Origin of the sequence: Motilimonas cestriensis, from assembly GCF_021295315.1 — a bacterium.
Taxonomy (GTDB): domain Bacteria; phylum Pseudomonadota; class Gammaproteobacteria; order Enterobacterales; family CBDFNC01; genus Motilimonas; species Motilimonas cestriensis.
The window spans coordinates 223,045-242,421 of the sequence record NZ_JAIMJA010000004.1; the positions used below are offsets into that span (position 1 = coordinate 223,045).

Here is a 19,377-nt window from a genome sequence, read left to right on the forward strand (position 1 = left end):
AGGTGAAACAAACAAGACATGTGCATAAATTTGGTGGCAGCAGCTTAGCTGATCCCAACTGTTTTCGTCGTGTGGCGAATATTATCGAAAAGCACTCAAGCAGCACTGATTTGATCGTGGTATCTGCGGCGGGTAAAACCACCAACCGTTTGATCGAGATCATTGAATATGCCAAAGATGGCGATAATGCCGCAGCGGAATCTCTTGCTTCGCTGTCTGATTTCCAGCGTAATCTTGCCACCGAGTTACTTGACGGAGAGCTACAAGGTGATGCCTTAGTCGCGTTGGATAATGACTTAACCCGTTTGGCCTTGATCTTAGAAAATAAGCTAGACCGTTATCAAACCAACGAAATTCTTAGTTTTGGTGAGGTCTGGTCAGCACGTCTATTGGCGACTTATTTAAAACAACTTGGCTTAAAAGCCAGCTGGTTAGATTCACGCACTTACTTAAGTGCTGAAATGAGTGTGCAGCCTGTGGTTGATATTAACTTGTCTCGTGAAAAGCTCACTCAGCAGTTACTCGGTCGCGAACAAGATCGCGTGGTGATCACTGGTTTCTTCGCCGCCGACAGCGAAGGCCATACCGTAACACTAGGCCGTAACGGCAGTGATTATTCTGCTACCGTCACTGGCGCGATTGCGAATGCAGTCTCTACTACCATTTGGAGCGATGTAGCAGGTGTATTCAGTGCCGATCCTCGTAAAGTGAAAAATGCCGTGTTGATGGAGCGTTTATCACTTGATGAAGCGGCGGAATTATCACGCTTGGGCTCACCAGTGCTTCATGCGCGTACGTTATTACCTGTGATTGAAAGCTCACAACGCCTGAGCCTACGTTCAAGCTATGCGCCTGATGAAGGCTCAACGCAAATTGTACGACGTCAGCACAAGCTTGGCGCAGCCAAAATTGTTACCGGTTTAGAGCAGGCGTGTATTATTGAAGTTGAACTAGAGCAAGAACAAGATCTAGCGCTGGCTAATGCAGCACTGCAAGCCGATCTTAACGCGCACTTTGTTGCCCCGCTTGTGGTACACCAAGACAAAAAGAAAAACCTAATCCGTTTGGTTTACACTCCAGAAGTGGCGGACTCAGCGTTTGACGTGGCTAAAGCCTACGCCCATCCACTTCCTGAAATCAAAAGTGTCGAGCTACGCTCTGGCTATAGCATGGTTGGTTTGGTCGGTAATGGCGTGAGTGATAATGCTGAACAGTGTTACCGTTTCTACCGCGCTTTGTCGACTCAGCCGCTTGAGTTTATTCAAGCTTGTGAGCGTAAATTGTCTCTGGTCGCCGTGACTCGTGAGATTTTACTTGAGCCCTTACTTAAAACCTTACACGAGGCGTTATTTAAACGGCCTAAGCGCATTGGCTTAGTCTTGTTTGGCACCGGTAACATAGGTGGCCAATGGCTCAAGCTTATCCAAGTTGAAAAGGCCAAAGTAGAGCAACGCTTTAATCAAAAACTCACTTTATGTGGTGTGTTTAACCACCTTGGTGGCATCGTCGATTTTGATGGTTTTGAGCCGCAAGAAATCAGTAATGGTTTTACCCCCAAGCCGTTCATTTGGGAAGAAATGCTATCCAAGCTCAAGCGTCATCCATTTGATGAGCTAGTGGTGCTGGATATCACCGCCAGCGAAAGTGTTAGTCGTTATTACCCTGAGTTTGCATCGCGCCACTTCCATGTGATTGCGGCGAATAAATATGCGGGATCGGCTGAATTGGCCTTTTACAATGAAGTAAAACAAAGCTTTGCCGATCACGGTGGCCATTGGTTATATAACGCAACCGTGGGTGCGGGTTTACCGATTCAGCCAACCTTGGCTATGCTACAAGGCTCCGGTGACACCATTCAAGGCATCAGTGGTATCTTCTCGGGTACGCTGTCTTGGTTATTCCAGCAATATGATGGTTCCATTGCATTTTCTGAACTACTTGATCAAGCGTGGCAGCAAGGCTTAACCGAACCCGATCCGCGTGAAGATCTATCGGGTAACGATGTTATGCGCAAATTACTGATATTGGCGCGTGAAGCCGGTCTTAACATTGAAGAGAAAGACATCGAGCTGCAATCTTTGGTGCCAGAGGAATTGCAACAAGGCTCAGCCGATGACTTTATGCAAAAAACGCATTTGCTCGATGAGTTATTAGCCGAGAAGTTAGCTAAAGCCACTAAGCAAGGTAAAGTGCTGCGTTACGTAGCGCGTTTTGATGCTGAAGGTAAAGCCACCGTAGGCCTTGAAGCTTTAGCGGATAACCACGCCTTTGCTAATCTGTTGCCATGTGACAACATTTTTGCCATTGAAACCAACTGGTATCGCACTAATCCACTGATCATCCAAGGTCCGGGGGCGGGTCGTGAAGTGACGGCTGGCGCGATCCAAGCTGACTTAATTAGCTTATGTGAAAAGCTAGCTTAACTGGCGCGTAACACTATATGTACTAAGCCACCTTCGGGTGGTTTTTTTATGGTCAGTACATAAAGGCTTATATCGCACTGCGTTCACAAATAAACGCCACTCTGCAGAGCGCTCAAGCCCTCCATGGTCGCTTAGCTTTTGATATCTGCTGATGGACGTTTATTTACTTAGCCTCAGTTCTGTTTAAGCCTATCGCAGCAAGATAAAGTATGTTTTACGGCAAAATTTCGTTTCCAGGGATTAAAACGCAAAGCGTATAGGGAAATATTCACAGCGTTTTTGCAGTAAAACATACTATTTTGCTTATCCAGAACTCGGCTTATTTATTCTCAAGTAAATCAATTAGCCACCTGCGGGTGGCTCTTTGTCTCTAATAAAGAGCCTTTACGTTTAACGGTAATTATTTATTGATAAACAATAAGTAATTGTTGCTTTAAATTTAAGGCATGACTATATTTTTACTTATCTTGATTTAACTAAGGAAAGTAAAATGAAACATCAAACCATTCGAAAAATAGCCGCCATACTTCATCTTATTACTACTGTTGGGCTGATAATGCTTGTGATCTTTGGGGTTATCGTTTTCTACTTAGCCGTCTTTCCAGAGATACCCTTTACGGTAAAGGACATAAACTATTTTGGAATGCTAATCCAGCTTGATGAAGAAATAGAACTGTTAGCCGGTGCGGGGGTACTTCTATTTTGTGCTCTGAGTCTAGCACTATGGGGTGTTTATTTAGACCTGTTTCGGCGTTTGTTTAGTCATATTAAGCGAGGCGATATATTCAGCGATAACAACTTTAAGTATCTAAAAATAATAGGCTTATTGTTTGTGCCTTTTGCAGGGCTAGATACTTTTACTGATTACCTTTTGGCGCAAATGATTTTACAACATGCGAACATTACAGGGGCTGAGTTACAGTATTCTTTAGCCATGAGTTTATTTGACCATCTAACCGACGGCTTACTCTACTGTGGTATCACCTTCCTTATTGCTGGCGCACTTAAAATGGCGATTAACTATAAAAACGATTCTGAGGGGTTAGTGTAATGGCCATTAAGATCAACCTGAATGTGGTGATGGCGCAGCGAAATATTGGCCTAGGAGAGTTAGCCGAGCGATTGGACATTACACCGGCTAACCTATCCATCTTAAAAAATAACCACGCTAAGGCCATTCGCTTTACCACCCTAAACGCACTGTGTCAGGCTCTGGATTGCCAACCCGGCGATATCTTGGAGTTTGTTGATGATGTATCAACATGACGACCATTTTTATCCTTGTAGCGGTGAAGTCTCAACGAAGTCAAATTGGCAGGCGTTAAAAGGCAGGGATGCCTTTTTTCGAGCGACCACGGATGGCCTGAGCGTCCTGCATAGTTGGCTTCATTGAGGCTAAGTTGAGATAATAGCTAATCACCTCACCCCCAAACACTTTTGATAGGCCGTAGGCGTCATGCCTACTAATTGTTTAAAGAAACGGCCCATATGGCTTTGATTGGAAAAGCCGCAAGCGAGGGCAATATCGGCCAGCTTCATTGGGCCTGTGAGTAAGTGCTTAACCTGCTCGATACGCAACTGCATTAGGTATTCTTGCGGCGTGCGCGCAAAGTGGGCTTTAAACATGCGAGTAAAGTGGTATTCACTTAACTGCGCTAATTCGGCTAACTCATGTAAATAAATTTGGCGATGGAAGTTGGCCTGCATAAAGTCTTGTACTTGCTTGGCAACTTTCGGTGCCAGTCCACCTTTAATAATCCCCAGTGGTTTCGTGAGCCCAGTGCTTTGCAATAAGTTAACTAAAATGGTGTCACTCATTTGCGCCATGGCCAAGTGGCTTTCCGGCGCCGACCAATCCATTAACAGCATTTGCTGGCGATACATGGCTTCAAGCGCAGGCTGACTAAAAAAGGTCAGGTCGGGCAGGGCGAGTTGCCGTGGGTCAATGTCAAACACTTGCAAGGCTAATTGCTTTAGGTGGCTATCCGTAAAATATAGGTGCATAAATTGTTGTGGATCGCCAAGCTGCCAGCGACTTTCACAGCCTTGCGGCATTAAGCAAAATTTACCGGCACCGCCTAATTCAGAGCGTATATCGGTACGATGGGTTTGCTCGCCACCTGATAGATATAAGCTTAGGGTATGAAACTTATCGTTTTGGTAATACAAACGATCATAAGCATTACTATATTGCGCCCACGCCAATTTCGGCGTGATCCCTTGCTGGCGATGGCACACTTTTGATGATTTAAAAAAGCTCATATAGCGGACGTTTTCGTTCATAGCAAAATAATAAAGGCTTCAACGGTGGTGCTCAATCGTTGGTGACAATTAAAACCGCAAGATCATGTTAAAAGCCGCGCTATCGTGACAGCTTTTCGTCATGCTATCGAACACAATAAAGACTGGTTAGTTTAGTATGGGAATAGAGCAATGTCGGCACTGATATATCTACTTATGATAGGCCTATGGGGCTTTTCTTGGATCGCTATTAAATGGCAGCAAGGGATCGTGGCCACGGAAGTCTCGATATTCTATCGCTTCGCTTTAGCAGCCTTGTTGATGTTTATTTTTGGCAAGTTATTTAAGCAGCTGCAACAGCCTAAGTTATCGCAGCATCGCTTTTTTGCTTTGCAGGGTTTGTGTTTGTTTTGTTGTAACTTCTTGGCTTTTTACAGTGCGACCCATTATATCGCCAGTGGCTTAACCGCAGTGGTCATGGCAACCGCCCCTATTTTTAACGCGTTACATGGACGCTTATTTTTCAAAACGCCTACCACCGCTAATTTTTGGCTTGGTGTGGTGATAGGCTTATCGGGGATTGGGCTGTTATTTGGCGCTGATTTATTGGCGACAACATGGTCAACGGATGTGTTAATTGGCCTTGGTTATGCGCTACTTGGCACTTGGTGTTTCTCCATTGGTAATATGATTAGTGTGCGTAATACACGCGATAATATTAAGCCCTACACCGCCACTAGCTATAGTATGTTATATGGCTGCGCTACTTTATTGGTGATTATTTACTTACGCGATTTGCCTTTTAATATCGACCTACAAGTGCAATACCTTGGCAGCTTGTTTTATCTGGCGGTACCCGCGACGGTGATGGGCTTTACCTTGTATTTGATCTTGGTGGATCGTATCGGTGCTAATACGGCTTCTTATGTTTTATTAATTACACCGATAGTCGCGTTGGTAGTCTCTAGCGTGTTTGAGTCATATCACTGGACTATCTATTCCAGCTTAGGTTTGGCGTTAGTGATTTTAGGCAATGTGGTGGCGCGAACCGTTAATCCTTTATGGCGTCGGAAAGGCAAGCTAGTTATTACTCCGGCTTGATGCTGCAAACTTACGTCGGTCAATAGATCAAAATGCGTTTTAAAGCCGCCAAGTCATCCTTGGCGGCTTATTCCAATCGCTAGTCATTTAATTTCGCATCTAGCTGATGTTGCCAATTTATTTGGTGTAAAAAGTGATTAAAAGGGTGAAATTAACCAACCTCTGCCATCTTTCCTTCATTTTCATCTTGTAGTCTCAGCTCGCAATATCCATTCAGTACTCATGCTGTTGGCTTTTCAAGCATAAGCACGCAGCCAAAGAGTCCCTTTATTTTGAGGAAAAACAAGTGAGCAAACCGTTTTCACGTCGTGATTTTATTCGAATGTCTGCTATGGGAGCCGGTGCTGCGGTTCTCTCTATTGGATTGATGGGCTGTAATGACAGTTCTTCGGGACCCGCTAATAAAAAAGGTGCGACAACTAACGAGCCACTTATTGGGGTTGGATTTCAACATGGTATTGCCAGTGGCGATCCTTTATCTGACAGAGTGATAATTTGGACTAAGGTGACGCCAAAAACGACGGTAGATAAATTAACCGTCAGCTGGGAGGTAGCCGAAGATGAAGGCTTTACCAAACTAGTGACGAATGGTGAAACAGAGACAACAGCAGATCGCGACTTTACGGTGAAAGTAGATGCGGGTGGCTTGTCAGCCAATGCCACATATTACTATCGTTTTCATTCTAATGGAGTCAGCTCGGCGATTGGCCGCATGAGAACGCTGCCTGAAGGCAGTGTTGCAATGGTTAAATTAGCGGCAATCTCTTGCTCTAATTACCCAGCCGGGTATTTTAACGTGTTGGCTGAAATAGCGAAGCAAGACGATCTAAATGCGGTACTGCATTTAGGGGATTATATTTACGAATATGCCGATGGCGGTTATGCAAGTGAAGAAGCGAAGGCGATGGGCAGAGTGGTTGAGCCTATCCATGAGTTACTCACTTTAGCGGATTATCGCATGCGTTACGCGCAGTATCGCCTTGATGCTGATATGCAACTATTCCATAGCAGACTGCCCATTATTCCGGTGTGGGACGATCATGAAATAGCCAATGATACTTGGCGTGAAGGGGCGGAAAATCATCAATCAGAAGAAGGAGAGTTTGAGCAGCGTAAAATGGCTGCAATCCAAGCTTATTTTGAATGGCTACCCATACGTCCCCTTGTTGAGGGCAATAATGAAACCATTTACCGCAGTTTTAAGTTTGGCGATTTAGTTGATTTACATATGCTGGATACGCGCTTGATTGGTCGCGATCAACAGTTGGATTACGCTAATTACCTTGGCGCTGATGGTAGCTTCAACGCGAGTGCCTTTATGGCTGATGTCGGTGACCCCAACCGCACTATGATGGGCGCGGAGCAGTTTGAATGGTTAAAAGGTCAATTAACAACATCAGTAGCCACCTGGCAGGTGCTAGGCCAACAAACCTTGATGGGAAACATGAGCCTACCGGCGTCTTTGATTACCCAGCAAATATCGTTAAATGATTTTTCTGAGTTAGCTTACATTGCGCAATTAGCGCAACAGGCACAAGTTGATCCCAGTTCGCTAACTGCTGCACAGTTGTTGTTTCTTGAGGCAAACCAACAGCGCTTAACGGCAGATGCGATGCAGTTGTTACAGTCGCCAAAAATCCCTTACAACCTTGATGCTTGGGATGGTTATGCCTATGAGCGTGAAGTACTGTTGGCAACAGCCAAGCAGAATAATGCCAACTTAGTTGTTTTATCTGGTGACACGCATAATGCATGGGCTAATGATTTGCGTTTGCGATCAGGGGGGCATGTGGGGGTTGAGTTTGCCGTTGCGTCTGTAAGCTCGCCTGGCATGGAGGTTTACCTTGGCGTCAAACCAGAAAATGAGCCGGGAATGGTGCAGCTGGTGGATGATCTGAAATATACTAATCTTACCAATCGTGGCTATATGATGATTACCTTTACCCCTGATACCGCCGTTAGTGAGTGGCTATATTGCTCAACGGTTAAGTCGAAGCAATATGAAATGTTAACGGATAGGCAGCATCGCCTGATGGTTAAAGTGAACACCAACACGTTAATTTCTGCTTAGGTTTTTAATGCTCATTTTAAGGATCGAATATGCCAATTAGCATATTCGATCCTTTTTTACTGCTTGGTTGAGCTTATTAAAGTAGCTTAAAGCTGAACATTAATCGGCTTTAATAAACGAGCCGTAAATGTCTTTTCTACGATGTTTAAGATTGGTCACAGAGCCTTCGGTATTAAGTTGTTTCAGCTTGGTTAAATCAACATCGGCGAAAATGATCATCTCGGTATTGGCGCTGGCTTCGGTCAGTGTGGCATCGTGAGGAAAGTAAATGTCTGATGGTGAAAACACCGCCGATTGGGCATATTGAATATCAACGTTATCAACCCGTGGTAAGTTGCCAACGCTGCCGCCAATGGCAACATAACATTCGTTCTCAATAGCACGGGCTTGCGAGCAAATTCTCACGCGTTGGTAACCATTCTTGGTGTCGGTCCAAAACGGTACAAAGATAATTTGTACGCCTTGCTCTGCCATCATTCGACCCAGCTCAGGAAATTCACTGTCATAACAGATTAATATGCCCACTCTTCCGGCATCGGTATCAAATACTTTGACACTATTACCACCATCAATAACCCAGTCTTTCTCTTCGTGAGGGGTAATATGAATTTTGTATTGAGCGTCAATTTGACCATCACGGTGCAGCAGATAAGAGACGTTGTAGAGCTTTTCGCCTTCGATAACAGGAACGCTGCCAGCAATGATGTTTATATTGTAGGTAACCGCCATTTGTGAAAAGCGATTTTTTATCTCGTCACTGAAGCTGGCCAGAAAGCGTATGGCCTCCACTGAATTCTGCCCTTCTTGTAAGCCCATTAGTGGCGCATTGAAGAACTCGGGAAACAGCGCAAAATCGGCTTTATAGTTAGAAAGTGAAGACACAAAATACTCGGCTTGATCCATTAAATCGTCAAGATCGTGCATGGTACGCATTTGCCATTGGATCACGCCAAGACGTACTAAGGTTTTTTCAATATCGTGGACGGATGTAATATCTTCTTCATAAAAAAAGTTATCCCACTCCAATAATGTGCCATAGCCCTTTGAAGCATCATCTTCGGGTAGGTAGCCTCGCATCAAACGCTTAACATCAAAGTCGTTGGCCAACTGAAATGACAAAATAGGGTCGTGTAATTCGCGGCGCTTAACCTTGTCTATGTATTCTGGCACGCTCAACTTATCGGCATGTTTGTAGTACAAAGGAATGCGGCCGCCCGCTAGGATAGCTTTAAAATTCTTATTTCGGCACAGCTCTTTGCGCGCATCATAAAGTCTGCGACCTAAGCGTAATCCGCGATAGTCAGGATGCACGAACACATCCAAGCCGTACATGGCGTCGCCCGTGGGGTTGTTCTGTATTACATTGTTCTCATCTATGATGTCATTGTATGTGTGAGGTAAAGAATAGCGGTTGTAACTGACCTTAATAGTAAGGGCAACACCAACTATTTTATCGCTATCTACAATACAAATTTGTCCATCTGGAAACTGTTTAATAAGATCCATAATGGTCGTTTTTGGCCATGCTCCCCCCACGTCAGGAAAAACTAAGTCCATTAATTCAGCTATTTGGATATAGTCACTTGATTCTATGGTACGTAAGGAAAGCTTGGGAGTATTGTGATCCATATTGAAAAGTCCTAGTGGCAATATTTTGTTCAGGATGCCACAGGTATAGCGAAACAAAAACACAAGTCTCCAGTAATACCTTCTATTTCCAGTGTTTGTTGCCAAGGAAGTGTTATTTAATTTATCTATAAATCATGAGTATGAGTAAATTTCACCATATTTATGAGTAAATTTCATGTTAAATCAAAGTTGTTGACATTTATTCATAATTCATTAAATTAAGCCATTCAGACGGCTAAACGGCTATTTGTTTTAGTCACAGTTTCGTCTTTGTTTGAATTTAAAAGGAATGGATCATGGGTAGTCAAACGGCACGTAATATTGAAATTTTGAACCAGAATATCGCTGATTTAAAGGGTGATTTGAATGTGTCTTTTGAGTTTTTTCCGCCCACTTCCGAAGCGATGGAAGATACCTTATGGCAGTCTATTGATCGGTTAAAAACCCTAAAGCCAAAGTTTGTTTCGGTCACTTATGGTGCTAACTCGGGTACGCGTGATCGTACTCATAGCGTGATTAAAGAAATTAAAGATCGCACAGGGCTAGTAGCCGCGCCGCATTTAACTTGTATCGATGCCAGTAAAGATGAGTTAAAGCAAATAGCTCTAGACTATTGGAACAGCGGCATTAAGAACATTGTTGCCTTGCGCGGTGATATTCCAGCGGGCAGTGATAAGCCCCATATGTACGCGACTGACTTGGTGCGCTTATTAAAAGAGCAGGCCGACTTTGATATCTCGGTAGCGGCGTACCCAGAAGTACATCCTGAAGCGAAAAATGCACAAGCGGATTTACTCGCGTTTAAAGATAAAATGGATGCTGGTGCCGATCGTGCTATCACTCAGTTCTTTTTTGATGTGGAAAGCTACTTACGCTTTCGCGACCGTTGTGCTGCCATTGGTATTACGCAAGAGATTGTACCGGGGATCTTACCCGTGTCTAACTACAAAACATTAGTGAAGTTTTCTAAGTTATGTAATGTGAAAGTGCCAGGTTGGATGCACAAGCTTTATGATGGTACGGATAACGATCCGACCACACGCAACTTGATTGGTGCCAGCATCGCGATGGACATGGTGAAGGTGCTAGGGCAAGAAGGCGTGAAAGATTTTCATTTTTACACCCTGAACCGCAGTGAACTAAGCTATGCAATTTGCCATACTTTAGGTTTGCGCCCTTAGTCATCACTAGCCTTCTCGCTGAGCTAATCGTGAAAGGGTGGGTTTGATTGAGCGAGTATACAAGGCAGGGATGCCTTGTTTAAGCCTACATAGATGTATTTTCACGGCGGCTCGTGAAACAAACTCACCCTTGAGTGTTGCAGTCTCAATTGCTAAAGCAGATCCCGCCAGGATCTGCTTTTTATTGGTGTAGAAGATCAATAAAGCTATTCAACTAAGCAATAGATCCTTGTGAGTAGATCTTTTGGCGCTGTGTCTTGTGGATTGTTGAGGTATTCTTCAAATGCGGGATGATCTTTAAGGGTACGGCCGCTTTGCGGCAACCATTGACCAAATAGCCAAGCATAGGGCTGCTCTAATTCGGCATAAGGCCCTTTAAACATCAAAGCAGCAGCCTTACTCGCTGGGATCGACAAGTGTTGGATCTGCTCATCCTCCAGTACCAAATTCGGATCGTCAATGGTAATACAAGCCATGGATTCCAGATCTTCCGTCGCAACGGTTTTAGGATCCTGATAATAGATGCCAAAGCTACGGGTTTGTGGTGTAAATAAGTTTCGACTGCCAGCATACATACACAACTTATCGAAGGCTTGGCCGATCTTCATATAATCGCCGTGATGTTTGATGCCGATAAAGTTAAGTTGTGGTATTTCGGTAACTTCAACTGGATACATAAGGTGGATCTCCTGATCATAAAAGGGCTGAAACTGCATCCACGACTGGGGTGACAGCGGTTCTGGTGTGGTATTGCCTTGGCTATTTTGTTGGCGATACTCACTGGGCGGCTGATTAAATAACTGAGCGAAGGCGCGGCTATAAGCTTCTAACGTGCTGTAGTTAAACTTTTTCGCTACTTCTGCAATGGGCGCTTGAGTGCGAATTAATTCGGCGGCAGATAGAAATAAACGCAGCCTTCTCACTGTGGTATTAATCGTTTCACCCGTCATCAAACGATAGATACGATGAAAGTGATACGGTGACATACAGGCCACATCGGCTAAGGTATTCACATCTAGTGGTGCATCTAAGTGTTGATACATATAATCCACCACCTTGATTAGACGTTGTTGATATCCCTGCTGCGTACTGGCTTTCATCTTTTTTCTCTCGCTAATTAGTTGACGGTTTCAGCATATGTCAGGTTTATTTGATAATGTTTGCGCAGTTTAAGCCAAATTACCCGAAAAGGATCAGTATAGATGCAAGAGATAGAGCGTAAATTTTTAGTAACAGGTGATTATAAGAATGACGCTTTTAAAGCTCAGCGCATTACCCAAGGTTACTTAAACTCTGCCCCTGAGCGCTGCGTGCGGGTGCGAATTAAAGGTGAGCAAGGTTTTTTAACCATTAAAGGCATCAGTGATGCTGCAGGATTAAGTCGTTTTGAGTGGGAGCGAGAAATCCCCGTTGCGGAAGCGCAAGCTTTATTGGCCTTATGTGAACCGGGTGTGATTGATAAAACCCGTTATTTGGTGAAAGCAGGCCTGCACACCTTTGAAGTAGATGAATTCTACGGTGACAACGCTGGTCTGGTGGTCGCAGAAGTCGAGTTAACAAGTGTTGATGAAGCCTTTGCCAAGCCCAGCTGGCTAGGTGAAGAAGTGACGGGCGATAAGCGCTATTACAACTCGCAATTAATGCAGCAGCCTTATAGCCTTTGGTCGAGGTGATTTTTTTCAGGGCTACATACTGATATCAGTACTTAATTTTCATTTGTCATTATTATATATTTTTTAATTAGATATTTTTTACAATGGTAAGTAAGCTACTTTCCATACATAGTTGAAGGTCAAGTCGCCATTGAATTCAGGTGGCTGAATATTGTTAGGATTGCTTTGTGAGATTGTTGATTAAAAAACTCTATCATTCTAACTTCTTTGGTTTGGGCCTAATAATGTTTATATTTGCTTTAATTTTCACTGCGTCAATTTATACCAGTATATATGATGACGTACTTAGCGCTTATGAGCTGACTAATGAAGCCCATAACGACGAATATTGGGTGGAAGGCTCTCCATCTGATGTTATTGTGCCTGAAGTTTTTATTGATGATGACGAACCATTCTTAGCTCGGCTTTGCCTTAACAGAATACGCTCCGGTGATGAGCTTAAAGCGATGATTGTTAGTGTTGCGGGTACTATTCGGTTTAACTGCTTTGCTAACGGTGAGTCCAAGCTTGAGCTTTATGGGTTAAATTCCGTGACAAAAAGTGTCACATCTTTGCTGGTAGGAATTGCGATAGATAAAGGTTTTATTCACTCAGTTCATGATCCCATTGCCATGTATTTACCGGATCATACTCACCTGCTTGGCGAGTATGGTAAAACGGTTACGATTGAAGATCTACTGCTGATGAAATCACCGATTGGCAATATGCCTCTATTTGCGGTTAATGATGGTCAAAGTGCTTTTTCACCTCAATTAGAGGCATATTTCGCAGCACCAGACCCTGTCGAATTTATTCTAGGATTTGGCGCTGCCGAAAGTGGCATTGAAGGTTTTAATTATGGTGAAGGCCCAGCCACGCTGGTGGGGCGGATCATAGCAAATGCGACTGGAGTCAGTGTGGTTGAATTTGCCAAGCAGAACTTATTTCTGCCAATGGGAATTAAGTATTTTGAGTGGCACCTACTCGCTGACGGCAGTGCAAACACCGCAGGTGGGTTAGTACTAACAAGCTGGGATATGCTTAAAATTGGTGAACTTGTGCAAAATAATGGCGCATGGTCTGGTGATCAACTAGTGAATGCGCATTGGATAAAGAGTTCAATCGCGCCCCATATCTCGACAAGATCAACATGGAGCCAATATGGTTATTATTGGTGGAGTAATGTGTTTAAATTGAAGGGGAAAGATATCACTGTTATGGCTGCAAGAGGGTTTAAGGGGCAGTTTATTTTGGTTATTCCTGAGCTTAAAGCCACGATAGCGATCAATGGTGACCATGAAGGTTTTAATGATTTGGGTGGCGTCTCACTAGCTGAATACATTATAAAGCGTTATGTACCTCGTTTACTCGATTGAAAGACTAGCTTTGCAGCAGTGGACTGAGTCCAGACGCACCCATAATGTGCCGCGCTGGACCAAATTAACAAGCAGTACTTACAACGGCGAGCCGTGAAGTAATCGTAGAGGGAAGAGTTTAAGCGCCATTTGATAGTGATGAAGCTTTTCGTTGTTGCTTAGTAAACAAATACCAACCCAACCAGAAAAATACACTTAAGCCTACGGCAGTGAGAATCGCTGGCTTTGGATTTTGCAGGGTGCTAAAGGATCCAGCATAAGCGGCGATGGTTGCGTAAGGCACTGCGCTGGCGATCCAAATTCCGAGAAAACGCCAAAACGGCATTTTTGTCAGTCCTGCCATGCAAGCGCTCACTTCCGGTAAAATTGGCATCGCGCGTGACAGTAAGATCATCATGGCGCCGTAGCGATCAAAGCCATCGATCATCTCTGTTCGCTTTGCTGGATCGCGGATGAGCAGGCGAACGAATGGTTGACCAAAATACTGACTCAAAATATATCCACCTAAACCTGCTAACAATAGGCCAGTACTTGCTGCTAATGCGCCTTGGCTAAAGCCGAGAAAATAACCGGATAGAATAATAATAGTGAGCGTCGGCATGGCGATAAACAAGTCTAAAAATAGTAAGCCGATCACCAGTGCAAATAAATAACCATGGGGTAGGGCGCTGGCTTGCTCTAACCAGCGCGATATATCCGCCAAGCTAAGTATCCCCGCAAGCTTGAGGAAAATAAAGGTAGAAGCAAAGCCTAGGGCTAAAATTAACATCACTTTAAATAACGATTTCATATTGTTGTCCTTTCTATAGGAATTCAGTTTCAGGAAGCTTTCATCAGTTTGTAAGCCATGTTGGGCGCAAAGCGCATCAGCAAACGTAGTAATTTAACTTTGCCGATGTCGTTATCTAAGGTGCCGCGCTCAATGCCACGAATAATATGTTGAGCGGCCTCTCGAGCAACTAGCTTCCCTGATCCTCTACCTTCTGTCATGGCGGTATCCACCAATGGCAATAAGGCTTGTTGCACTAACACCGAGGTGTGTTCGAGCTGATAACGTAACGACAAACTAAAGCTGTTCAGTGCACTTTTACTGGCGCAGTAAATGGCAGATTGGGCTTTTGGCGCGATGGCAAGGCCCGAATTGATATTGACGATCCGAGCAGACTCACTGGCCATTAATGTGGGCAGCAGCAGATAAGTGAGCTGGCAAATAGCGGTAAAATTGACGTTAATCTCACTTGCTATTTGTTGATATTGGAAATTGGGATCTATGTATGTTGCAGTGTGTTGCACAGCGGCATTGTTAATGAGTACATCGACTTTAGATACTTGCTTTAATAACTGAGCTAGCTTAGTTTCGAGCAACGTGGTGTCGTTCAAATCGGCGTGAATGCCAATAACATTTGGGTACTTTTGCTGTAAATCGTTGAGTTTTGCAACGCTGCGGCCAATCACATAAAGGTGATTCGCTGGGGCAAGCAGCTGTACTAACTGCCTTCCAATCCCAGCGGTGCCGCCAGTGATGACGATGGTTTTATTGGTCAGTTGCATCTGTTTCTTTTTAGACCGCGTATTACTTTGTAACATGTGAGCTCCTTTCGATTTAAGCTCACTGTAAGTAGAAAGTTAGCCGAGGTAATTAACCTAGGTTAAAACGCTGATAATAGATCGGAGCATTGTCTTGGTTCGTATTTGTGATGGTTGCGGAGTAGAAATAATATGGATATTAAACAATACGTCATCGAGCATGGCCGCCAAGTGAATTTAGCTGCGGGGCAGCACTTATTCCGTCAAGGCGAGATGGAAGACGCGTTATATTTTGTTAAACAAGGGTTATTTAAAGCTTATTATTTATGTCAAGACGGTAAAGAGCTGGTGAAGTCTTTTATTGCTGAAGGTGATGTGATCACGAATTTATCAGCGGTGTTTGAGCGTGAGCCTTGTACTTTTAGTTTGCTGGCCTTAGAGCCAGCAGCGTTGGTCAAGGTCGACTTTGATTCGCTTTACCAACATACCTTAGATGATCTTGAATTAAGTCGCTTTATGCTCGCATCATTAATCAAGCTGGCACAGAAAAAGGAGCGTCGTGAATACGAGTTTCTGTGTTTAGATGCCACCACCCGTTATCAGCAATTAATGCAGCACCAACCGGATTTACTCCATCGCATTACCCAGAACGACATCGCCCGTTATTTAGGGATCACCCCAGTGGCATTGAGCCGGATTAAACATGGGCGTAAAGCGTAGTTGCAAGGATAGTTGCTTGGGAAATCCTCCCATTGTTAACCGTAGTTAACAGCTCACAGCAAAAATATATATTCATACTCGTTTCATGGTAAGCGTGCCTTTAACGTTGAGTTATATGCCCGCTTTTTCTGTTCTCGCTCGCCAAATTATTATCTACTAAACGTTTATGACTCGTCCCACATAAGTAGATGTGACTTTATTTATCAGTGAGGGGTGTTGACCGATAGCATCAGTGGCTCGTGCGCCCGTGCAGTGGGAAAGGTACAAGTGCTGCCAAGGTTGTTGATGAAGATATTGGACACTGGCATCAAGCCGCTCACTCGTCGCGTTAGCTAAATGTAGGCCGCCGATTAAGTGAGTTAGTGGGGCGTTTGGCTCTTGTTGCTGGATAAACGCCAAGGTGTTGATTAAACCTGTGTGACAACAGCCCGTGATCACGCAGATGCCGTGTTTAGTTGTTAACCATAAGCTTTGATCATCCAATAGTTGATCAATATGCAATCCTGCTTGATCTAAATAGAATGGACCGCTGGTATTTTCCAAGAGATGAAATTTGGGGATAGTGCCAGTTAAGCTAATTTCTGCAGTGAGCTTGCATGCCTGAGAAGTTAAGTGGATCAAGGCTGGATCGTGCTTGGCGATCGCTTGTTTGGCCGAGTTAGGCATGCCGATCATTTTTACTGGCTGGTTATCATGTAACACATATCGCTCAACGGTGCAGTCAGGATGCAGATATAACCGACAGTGCGGATTTAAACCCAGTAGTTGAGCAAGGTTGCCGGTATGGTCGTAGTGACCATGGCTAAGTGCAATGGCAGTTAAATTGTCTAAGGGGATGCCGAGTTGCTCTGCGTTTTCAAATAGGGCGAGCCCTTGCCCTGTATCAAATAAAATTCGTTCTTGATCGCGTTCAATTAATACAGCAAAGCCATGTTCGCTGAGCAAAGGCGGTGTTGCGATATTGTCTGCTAATACGGTTATACGTGTGCTGTATTGCGCCATTATCTCGCCTTTGATTGAAAAAACTTAGCCCGCGCTTTAACCACTAATTGGCCGTTAACAAATAATTTAGCCTGCACGTTAAATAAGGGCGGATGGCTGGTAACTAGGCTTCCCTGCATTAAAATTTCACTGCCTACGGGAACGGGATGCAAATAACGAACACACATTTCAGCAGTGACGGCCGTTATTTCGTGGCTAAATAAGGTTTGGCACATGGTTGCGTCTACTAACGCAGCTAATACGCCGCCATGGATAATGTCCTGATAGCCTTGTTGATGTTGGCTACCCTTGGTGTGTGCCCACACTGAATTGTCTGAACTGAAAAAATTAAGTTTTAAGCCCATCAGGGCGTTTGGGCTGCATAAAACGCAGTGTTGGTGGCTTGGCTGTTTGGCGACGGGCAAGAGTTGCTGGCCGCTATCATTGGGCTGAGCATGTTTAATTAAGTTCTGTAGTGTTGCAGTTGCAGTCCTAAGCTGACTACTCATTAGTTGCTCCTTTGTAAAAAGTTATTGGCATATGCCAATAACTAAATTAGGATAGCATAAGTACTTAGCAAAGAGCACCAATAATGAGACCCAAAATCAAACGTCATATTTGTCCACATCATGGCTCGCCTTATCGTTTTTTTAAACCAAATGGCATCCCCACGAGTGAGTTAAACCAAGTCAGTATTGCGGTGGATGAGTTTGAAGCCATTCGGCTGGTAGATCTTGAAGGCTTATCTCAGCAAGATGCCGCTAAGCAAATGCAAGTATCGAGGCAAACATTCGCCAACATTCTGAAGCAGGCTCGGCATAAGATCACTCATGCCTTGGTGCATGGCGAGGCTTTGGCTCTTGGCGAAAACAGACCAATAATTGAACAAAAGGAATCAAGATGATTTATGCCATCGCGACAAGTAATGACAAGTTATCCCATCGTTTTTCTCAGTCTGAGAGCTTCGATTTTTATGACCAACAGGGGCAGCGTTTAGCGCGGATTGAGAATCCGGCACTTACCACATCGTGTTGTCAGGGCAAAGCGCAGTTAATTAATATGCTGACTACCATGGGCTGTAAAACAGTCATCGTTAGAAAGATAGGCCAAAAAACCTTGGCTAAACTTTTAATGGCGGGGTTAGAGGTAGAGCAAGGTAATACTCGTCATTCGGTTACTGAGTTATTGGCGCACGCGAAGACGCGAAGCCATTCACTTACTTGCCCAGATCAAGGCGTGCTGCCTCAAAATGGCAGCTGTCAGCATGCTGGTTGTCATGGCCACATAAATGGTTGTCACTAATGGAATATGTGCTAGCTTTTGTGATTTTTTTATTCATCTCTCTAGCCATGGCGCTGGGCGTAATTTTTAAGCGCCGCGCCATTCAAGGCAGTTGTGGTGGCCTCGCCAGTATTGATATTGAGCCCAGTTGTGATTGCCAACAAGTGTGCGCCGAGCATCGGGTGTTGTATCAAATCCAAGAGCCTTCAACCAAACCCAAACCAATAATAGCAACCAAGTTAATCAGTTAGGGCGTAACTAATTCTATGGTGACCCTTTGGTTTAAATTTAGTTGATTGAAATGTCGGGTCCAATACTTCTTTATCAAGTGATCCATCAAGCCAGATTGTTTTGCTTTTATTAGCGCTGATTCAATAACAGGTTGTAAGTAAGCGTTTTGCTTACTGAGGTAAAAGACAAAGTCACGTTTGTAAGTAAAGAGTAAGTGTGGCTCGATAACTAGGTAGGGGTGCTGTTTTTGTTCCGACCAAATTTCATTGGCGCCGCGAGAGAAATAGTTCACTCCACCTTTACTTGATAGCATGCTGTATAAGGCGCGCCACTCACCATCTCTGACGATGTATGGCAATTTATTGGCTTGCCATACTTCAATGTCAAACCAATCAGCACCAAAACCGCCAATGGTGTTGATTCGACGAAAATCATCGAGGTTTTTCACTTGTGCATAGCGCTCTTTGTCATCTCTGGGGACCAGTAATATACGCTTGCTGATAAACCCGTTGGTGAGCCCTACGTTTACTTTTGTAAATTGGCGATTTCTTTTTGGCGTTTCGAGCATCCAAAATAAAGAGATGGTTTGGCTTTCAAGTAAGCGCACTGCGCGTTTTTGTGGTACGTGGCTATAAGGTGTCACTAAGGTTACTTCGACTCCTTGAGCGGATAGTGCGCTAATCAATAGCTCATGGTAGTACTCATGACTGCCATCTTTACTGGCAGGTAGAATTAACTCGATTGGCTCGCCAGCATAGAGAAAAGGGCAAAACAACCATAACAGCAATAACCACACTTTCATTTGCACGCACCTCTTACTTAACATTAGGCAAGATTGAGCGGTTGTAGAGCGGGTAGGCTCAGATATGAGGTAAATTTGTTTTCAATATATTCGCTATCAAACGAAAGGTTTACCCTTAGCGGCAATAAAAAACGGGCATATGAATAGCCCGCTTTTTTATT

Annotated in this window: 20 protein-coding genes; 12 read left to right on the forward strand and 8 right to left on the reverse strand. The window is 44.1% G+C overall.

Going from position 1 to position 19,377, the window contains the following annotated elements:
- Positions 1-2 precede the first annotated feature (2 nt).
- From K6Y31_RS05795 to K6Y31_RS05805, 3 genes are all read left to right on the forward strand, one after another.
- Complete coding sequence (locus tag K6Y31_RS05795; RefSeq protein WP_233051869.1) at positions 3-2,423, forward strand: bifunctional aspartate kinase/homoserine dehydrogenase II; 2,421 nt, start codon at positions 3-5, stop codon at positions 2,421-2,423.
- A 490-nt stretch (positions 2,424-2,913) separates the two neighbouring features.
- On the forward strand, positions 2,914-3,474 hold the full coding sequence (locus K6Y31_RS05800; RefSeq protein ID WP_233051870.1) for a DUF2975 domain-containing protein: 561 nt from the start codon (positions 2,914-2,916) through the stop codon (positions 3,472-3,474).
- The gene (locus K6Y31_RS05805; protein ID WP_233051871.1) at positions 3,474-3,689 is read left to right on the forward strand and encodes a helix-turn-helix domain-containing protein; all 216 of its coding nucleotides are present in this window, start codon (positions 3,474-3,476) and stop codon (positions 3,687-3,689) included. The genes K6Y31_RS05800 and K6Y31_RS05805 overlap by 1 nt, the downstream gene beginning before the upstream one ends.
- A 150-nt stretch (positions 3,690-3,839) precedes the next feature.
- On the opposite strand, the gene K6Y31_RS05810 is transcribed toward K6Y31_RS05805, so the two are convergent.
- Positions 3,840-4,685 (reverse strand): AraC family transcriptional regulator, encoded by an 846-nt coding sequence (locus K6Y31_RS05810; protein WP_233051872.1) that lies wholly within the window; start codon positions 4,683-4,685, stop codon positions 3,840-3,842.
- 171 nt (positions 4,686-4,856) lie between these two features.
- Here K6Y31_RS05810 and K6Y31_RS05815 point away from each other — a divergent pair, with 171 nt between their 5' ends.
- Both K6Y31_RS05815 and K6Y31_RS05820 read left to right on the forward strand, forming a co-directional pair.
- Complete coding sequence (locus K6Y31_RS05815; RefSeq protein ID WP_233051873.1) at positions 4,857-5,765, forward strand: DMT family transporter; 909 nt, start codon at positions 4,857-4,859, stop codon at positions 5,763-5,765.
- Between the two features lie 286 nt (positions 5,766-6,051).
- Entirely contained in the window at positions 6,052-7,836 is a 1,785-nt protein-coding gene (locus tag K6Y31_RS05820; protein WP_233051874.1) for an alkaline phosphatase D family protein, read from the forward strand.
- Positions 7,837-7,935: 99 nt separating this feature from the next.
- Here K6Y31_RS05820 and K6Y31_RS05825 read toward each other — a convergent pair whose 3' ends face one another.
- A complete protein-coding gene (locus K6Y31_RS05825; RefSeq protein WP_233051875.1) occupies positions 7,936-9,465 on the reverse strand; it encodes a bifunctional GNAT family N-acetyltransferase/carbon-nitrogen hydrolase family protein in 1,530 nt (509 codons plus the stop codon).
- 296 nt (positions 9,466-9,761) lie between these two features.
- Between K6Y31_RS05825 and metF the strand changes: the two genes are divergently transcribed.
- Complete coding sequence (gene metF / locus K6Y31_RS05830) at positions 9,762-10,646, forward strand: methylenetetrahydrofolate reductase (protein WP_232800641.1); 885 nt, start codon at positions 9,762-9,764, stop codon at positions 10,644-10,646.
- 206 nt (positions 10,647-10,852) lie between these two features.
- Here metF and K6Y31_RS05835 read toward each other — a convergent pair whose 3' ends face one another.
- Positions 10,853-11,746 (reverse strand): AraC family transcriptional regulator, encoded by an 894-nt coding sequence (locus K6Y31_RS05835; protein ID WP_232800640.1) that lies wholly within the window; start codon positions 11,744-11,746, stop codon positions 10,853-10,855.
- A gap of 102 nt (positions 11,747-11,848) precedes the next feature.
- Between K6Y31_RS05835 and K6Y31_RS05840 the strand changes: the two genes are divergently transcribed.
- Both K6Y31_RS05840 and K6Y31_RS05845 read left to right on the forward strand, forming a co-directional pair.
- A complete protein-coding gene (locus tag K6Y31_RS05840) occupies positions 11,849-12,319 on the forward strand; it encodes a CYTH domain-containing protein (protein ID WP_232800639.1) in 471 nt (156 codons plus the stop codon).
- Between the two features lie 224 nt (positions 12,320-12,543).
- Positions 12,544-13,674, forward strand: a complete 1,131-nt coding sequence (locus K6Y31_RS05845) for a serine hydrolase domain-containing protein (protein WP_233051876.1) — start codon at positions 12,544-12,546, stop codon at positions 13,672-13,674.
- A 118-nt stretch (positions 13,675-13,792) separates the two neighbouring features.
- On the opposite strand, the gene K6Y31_RS05850 is transcribed toward K6Y31_RS05845, so the two are convergent.
- Positions 13,793-14,464, reverse strand: a complete 672-nt coding sequence (locus K6Y31_RS05850; RefSeq protein ID WP_233051877.1) for a TVP38/TMEM64 family protein — start codon at positions 14,462-14,464, stop codon at positions 13,793-13,795.
- A gap of 29 nt (positions 14,465-14,493) precedes the next feature.
- Entirely contained in the window at positions 14,494-15,261 is a 768-nt protein-coding gene (locus tag K6Y31_RS05855; protein WP_232800636.1) for an SDR family oxidoreductase, read from the reverse strand.
- 132 nt (positions 15,262-15,393) lie between these two features.
- Here K6Y31_RS05855 and K6Y31_RS05860 point away from each other — a divergent pair, with 132 nt between their 5' ends.
- Positions 15,394-15,921, forward strand: a complete 528-nt coding sequence (locus K6Y31_RS05860; RefSeq protein ID WP_233051878.1) for a Crp/Fnr family transcriptional regulator — start codon at positions 15,394-15,396, stop codon at positions 15,919-15,921.
- A gap of 156 nt (positions 15,922-16,077) precedes the next feature.
- Here K6Y31_RS05860 and K6Y31_RS05865 read toward each other — a convergent pair whose 3' ends face one another.
- Both K6Y31_RS05865 and K6Y31_RS05870 read right to left on the reverse strand, forming a co-directional pair.
- A complete protein-coding gene (locus tag K6Y31_RS05865; protein WP_233051879.1) occupies positions 16,078-16,923 on the reverse strand; it encodes an MBL fold metallo-hydrolase in 846 nt (281 codons plus the stop codon).
- The gene (locus tag K6Y31_RS05870; protein WP_233051880.1) at positions 16,923-17,411 is read right to left on the reverse strand and encodes a PaaI family thioesterase; all 489 of its coding nucleotides are present in this window, start codon (positions 17,409-17,411) and stop codon (positions 16,923-16,925) included. The genes K6Y31_RS05865 and K6Y31_RS05870 overlap by 1 nt, the downstream gene beginning before the upstream one ends.
- Positions 17,412-17,494: 83 nt before the next feature.
- Between K6Y31_RS05870 and K6Y31_RS05875 the strand changes: the two genes are divergently transcribed.
- Genes K6Y31_RS05875 through nqrM form a run of 3 tightly spaced genes read left to right on the forward strand, consistent with a single transcriptional unit; the run spans position 17,495 to position 18,434 of the window.
- Positions 17,495-17,806: a DUF134 domain-containing protein gene (locus K6Y31_RS05875; RefSeq protein ID WP_232800630.1), complete on the forward strand. Its 312-nt coding sequence runs from the start codon at positions 17,495-17,497 to the stop codon at positions 17,804-17,806.
- Positions 17,803-18,204, forward strand: a complete 402-nt coding sequence (locus K6Y31_RS05880) for a NifB/NifX family molybdenum-iron cluster-binding protein (protein WP_233051881.1) — start codon at positions 17,803-17,805, stop codon at positions 18,202-18,204. The genes K6Y31_RS05875 and K6Y31_RS05880 overlap by 4 nt, the downstream gene beginning before the upstream one ends.
- Positions 18,204-18,434: a (Na+)-NQR maturation NqrM gene (gene nqrM, locus K6Y31_RS05885; protein WP_233051882.1), complete on the forward strand. Its 231-nt coding sequence runs from the start codon at positions 18,204-18,206 to the stop codon at positions 18,432-18,434. The genes K6Y31_RS05880 and nqrM overlap by 1 nt, the downstream gene beginning before the upstream one ends.
- Here the strand turns inward: nqrM and K6Y31_RS05890 are convergent.
- A complete protein-coding gene (locus K6Y31_RS05890) occupies positions 18,431-19,216 on the reverse strand; it encodes a hypothetical protein (protein WP_233051883.1) in 786 nt (261 codons plus the stop codon). The two genes, nqrM and K6Y31_RS05890, sit on opposite strands and share 4 nt — an antisense overlap.
- Positions 19,217-19,377: the final 161 nt, after the last annotated feature.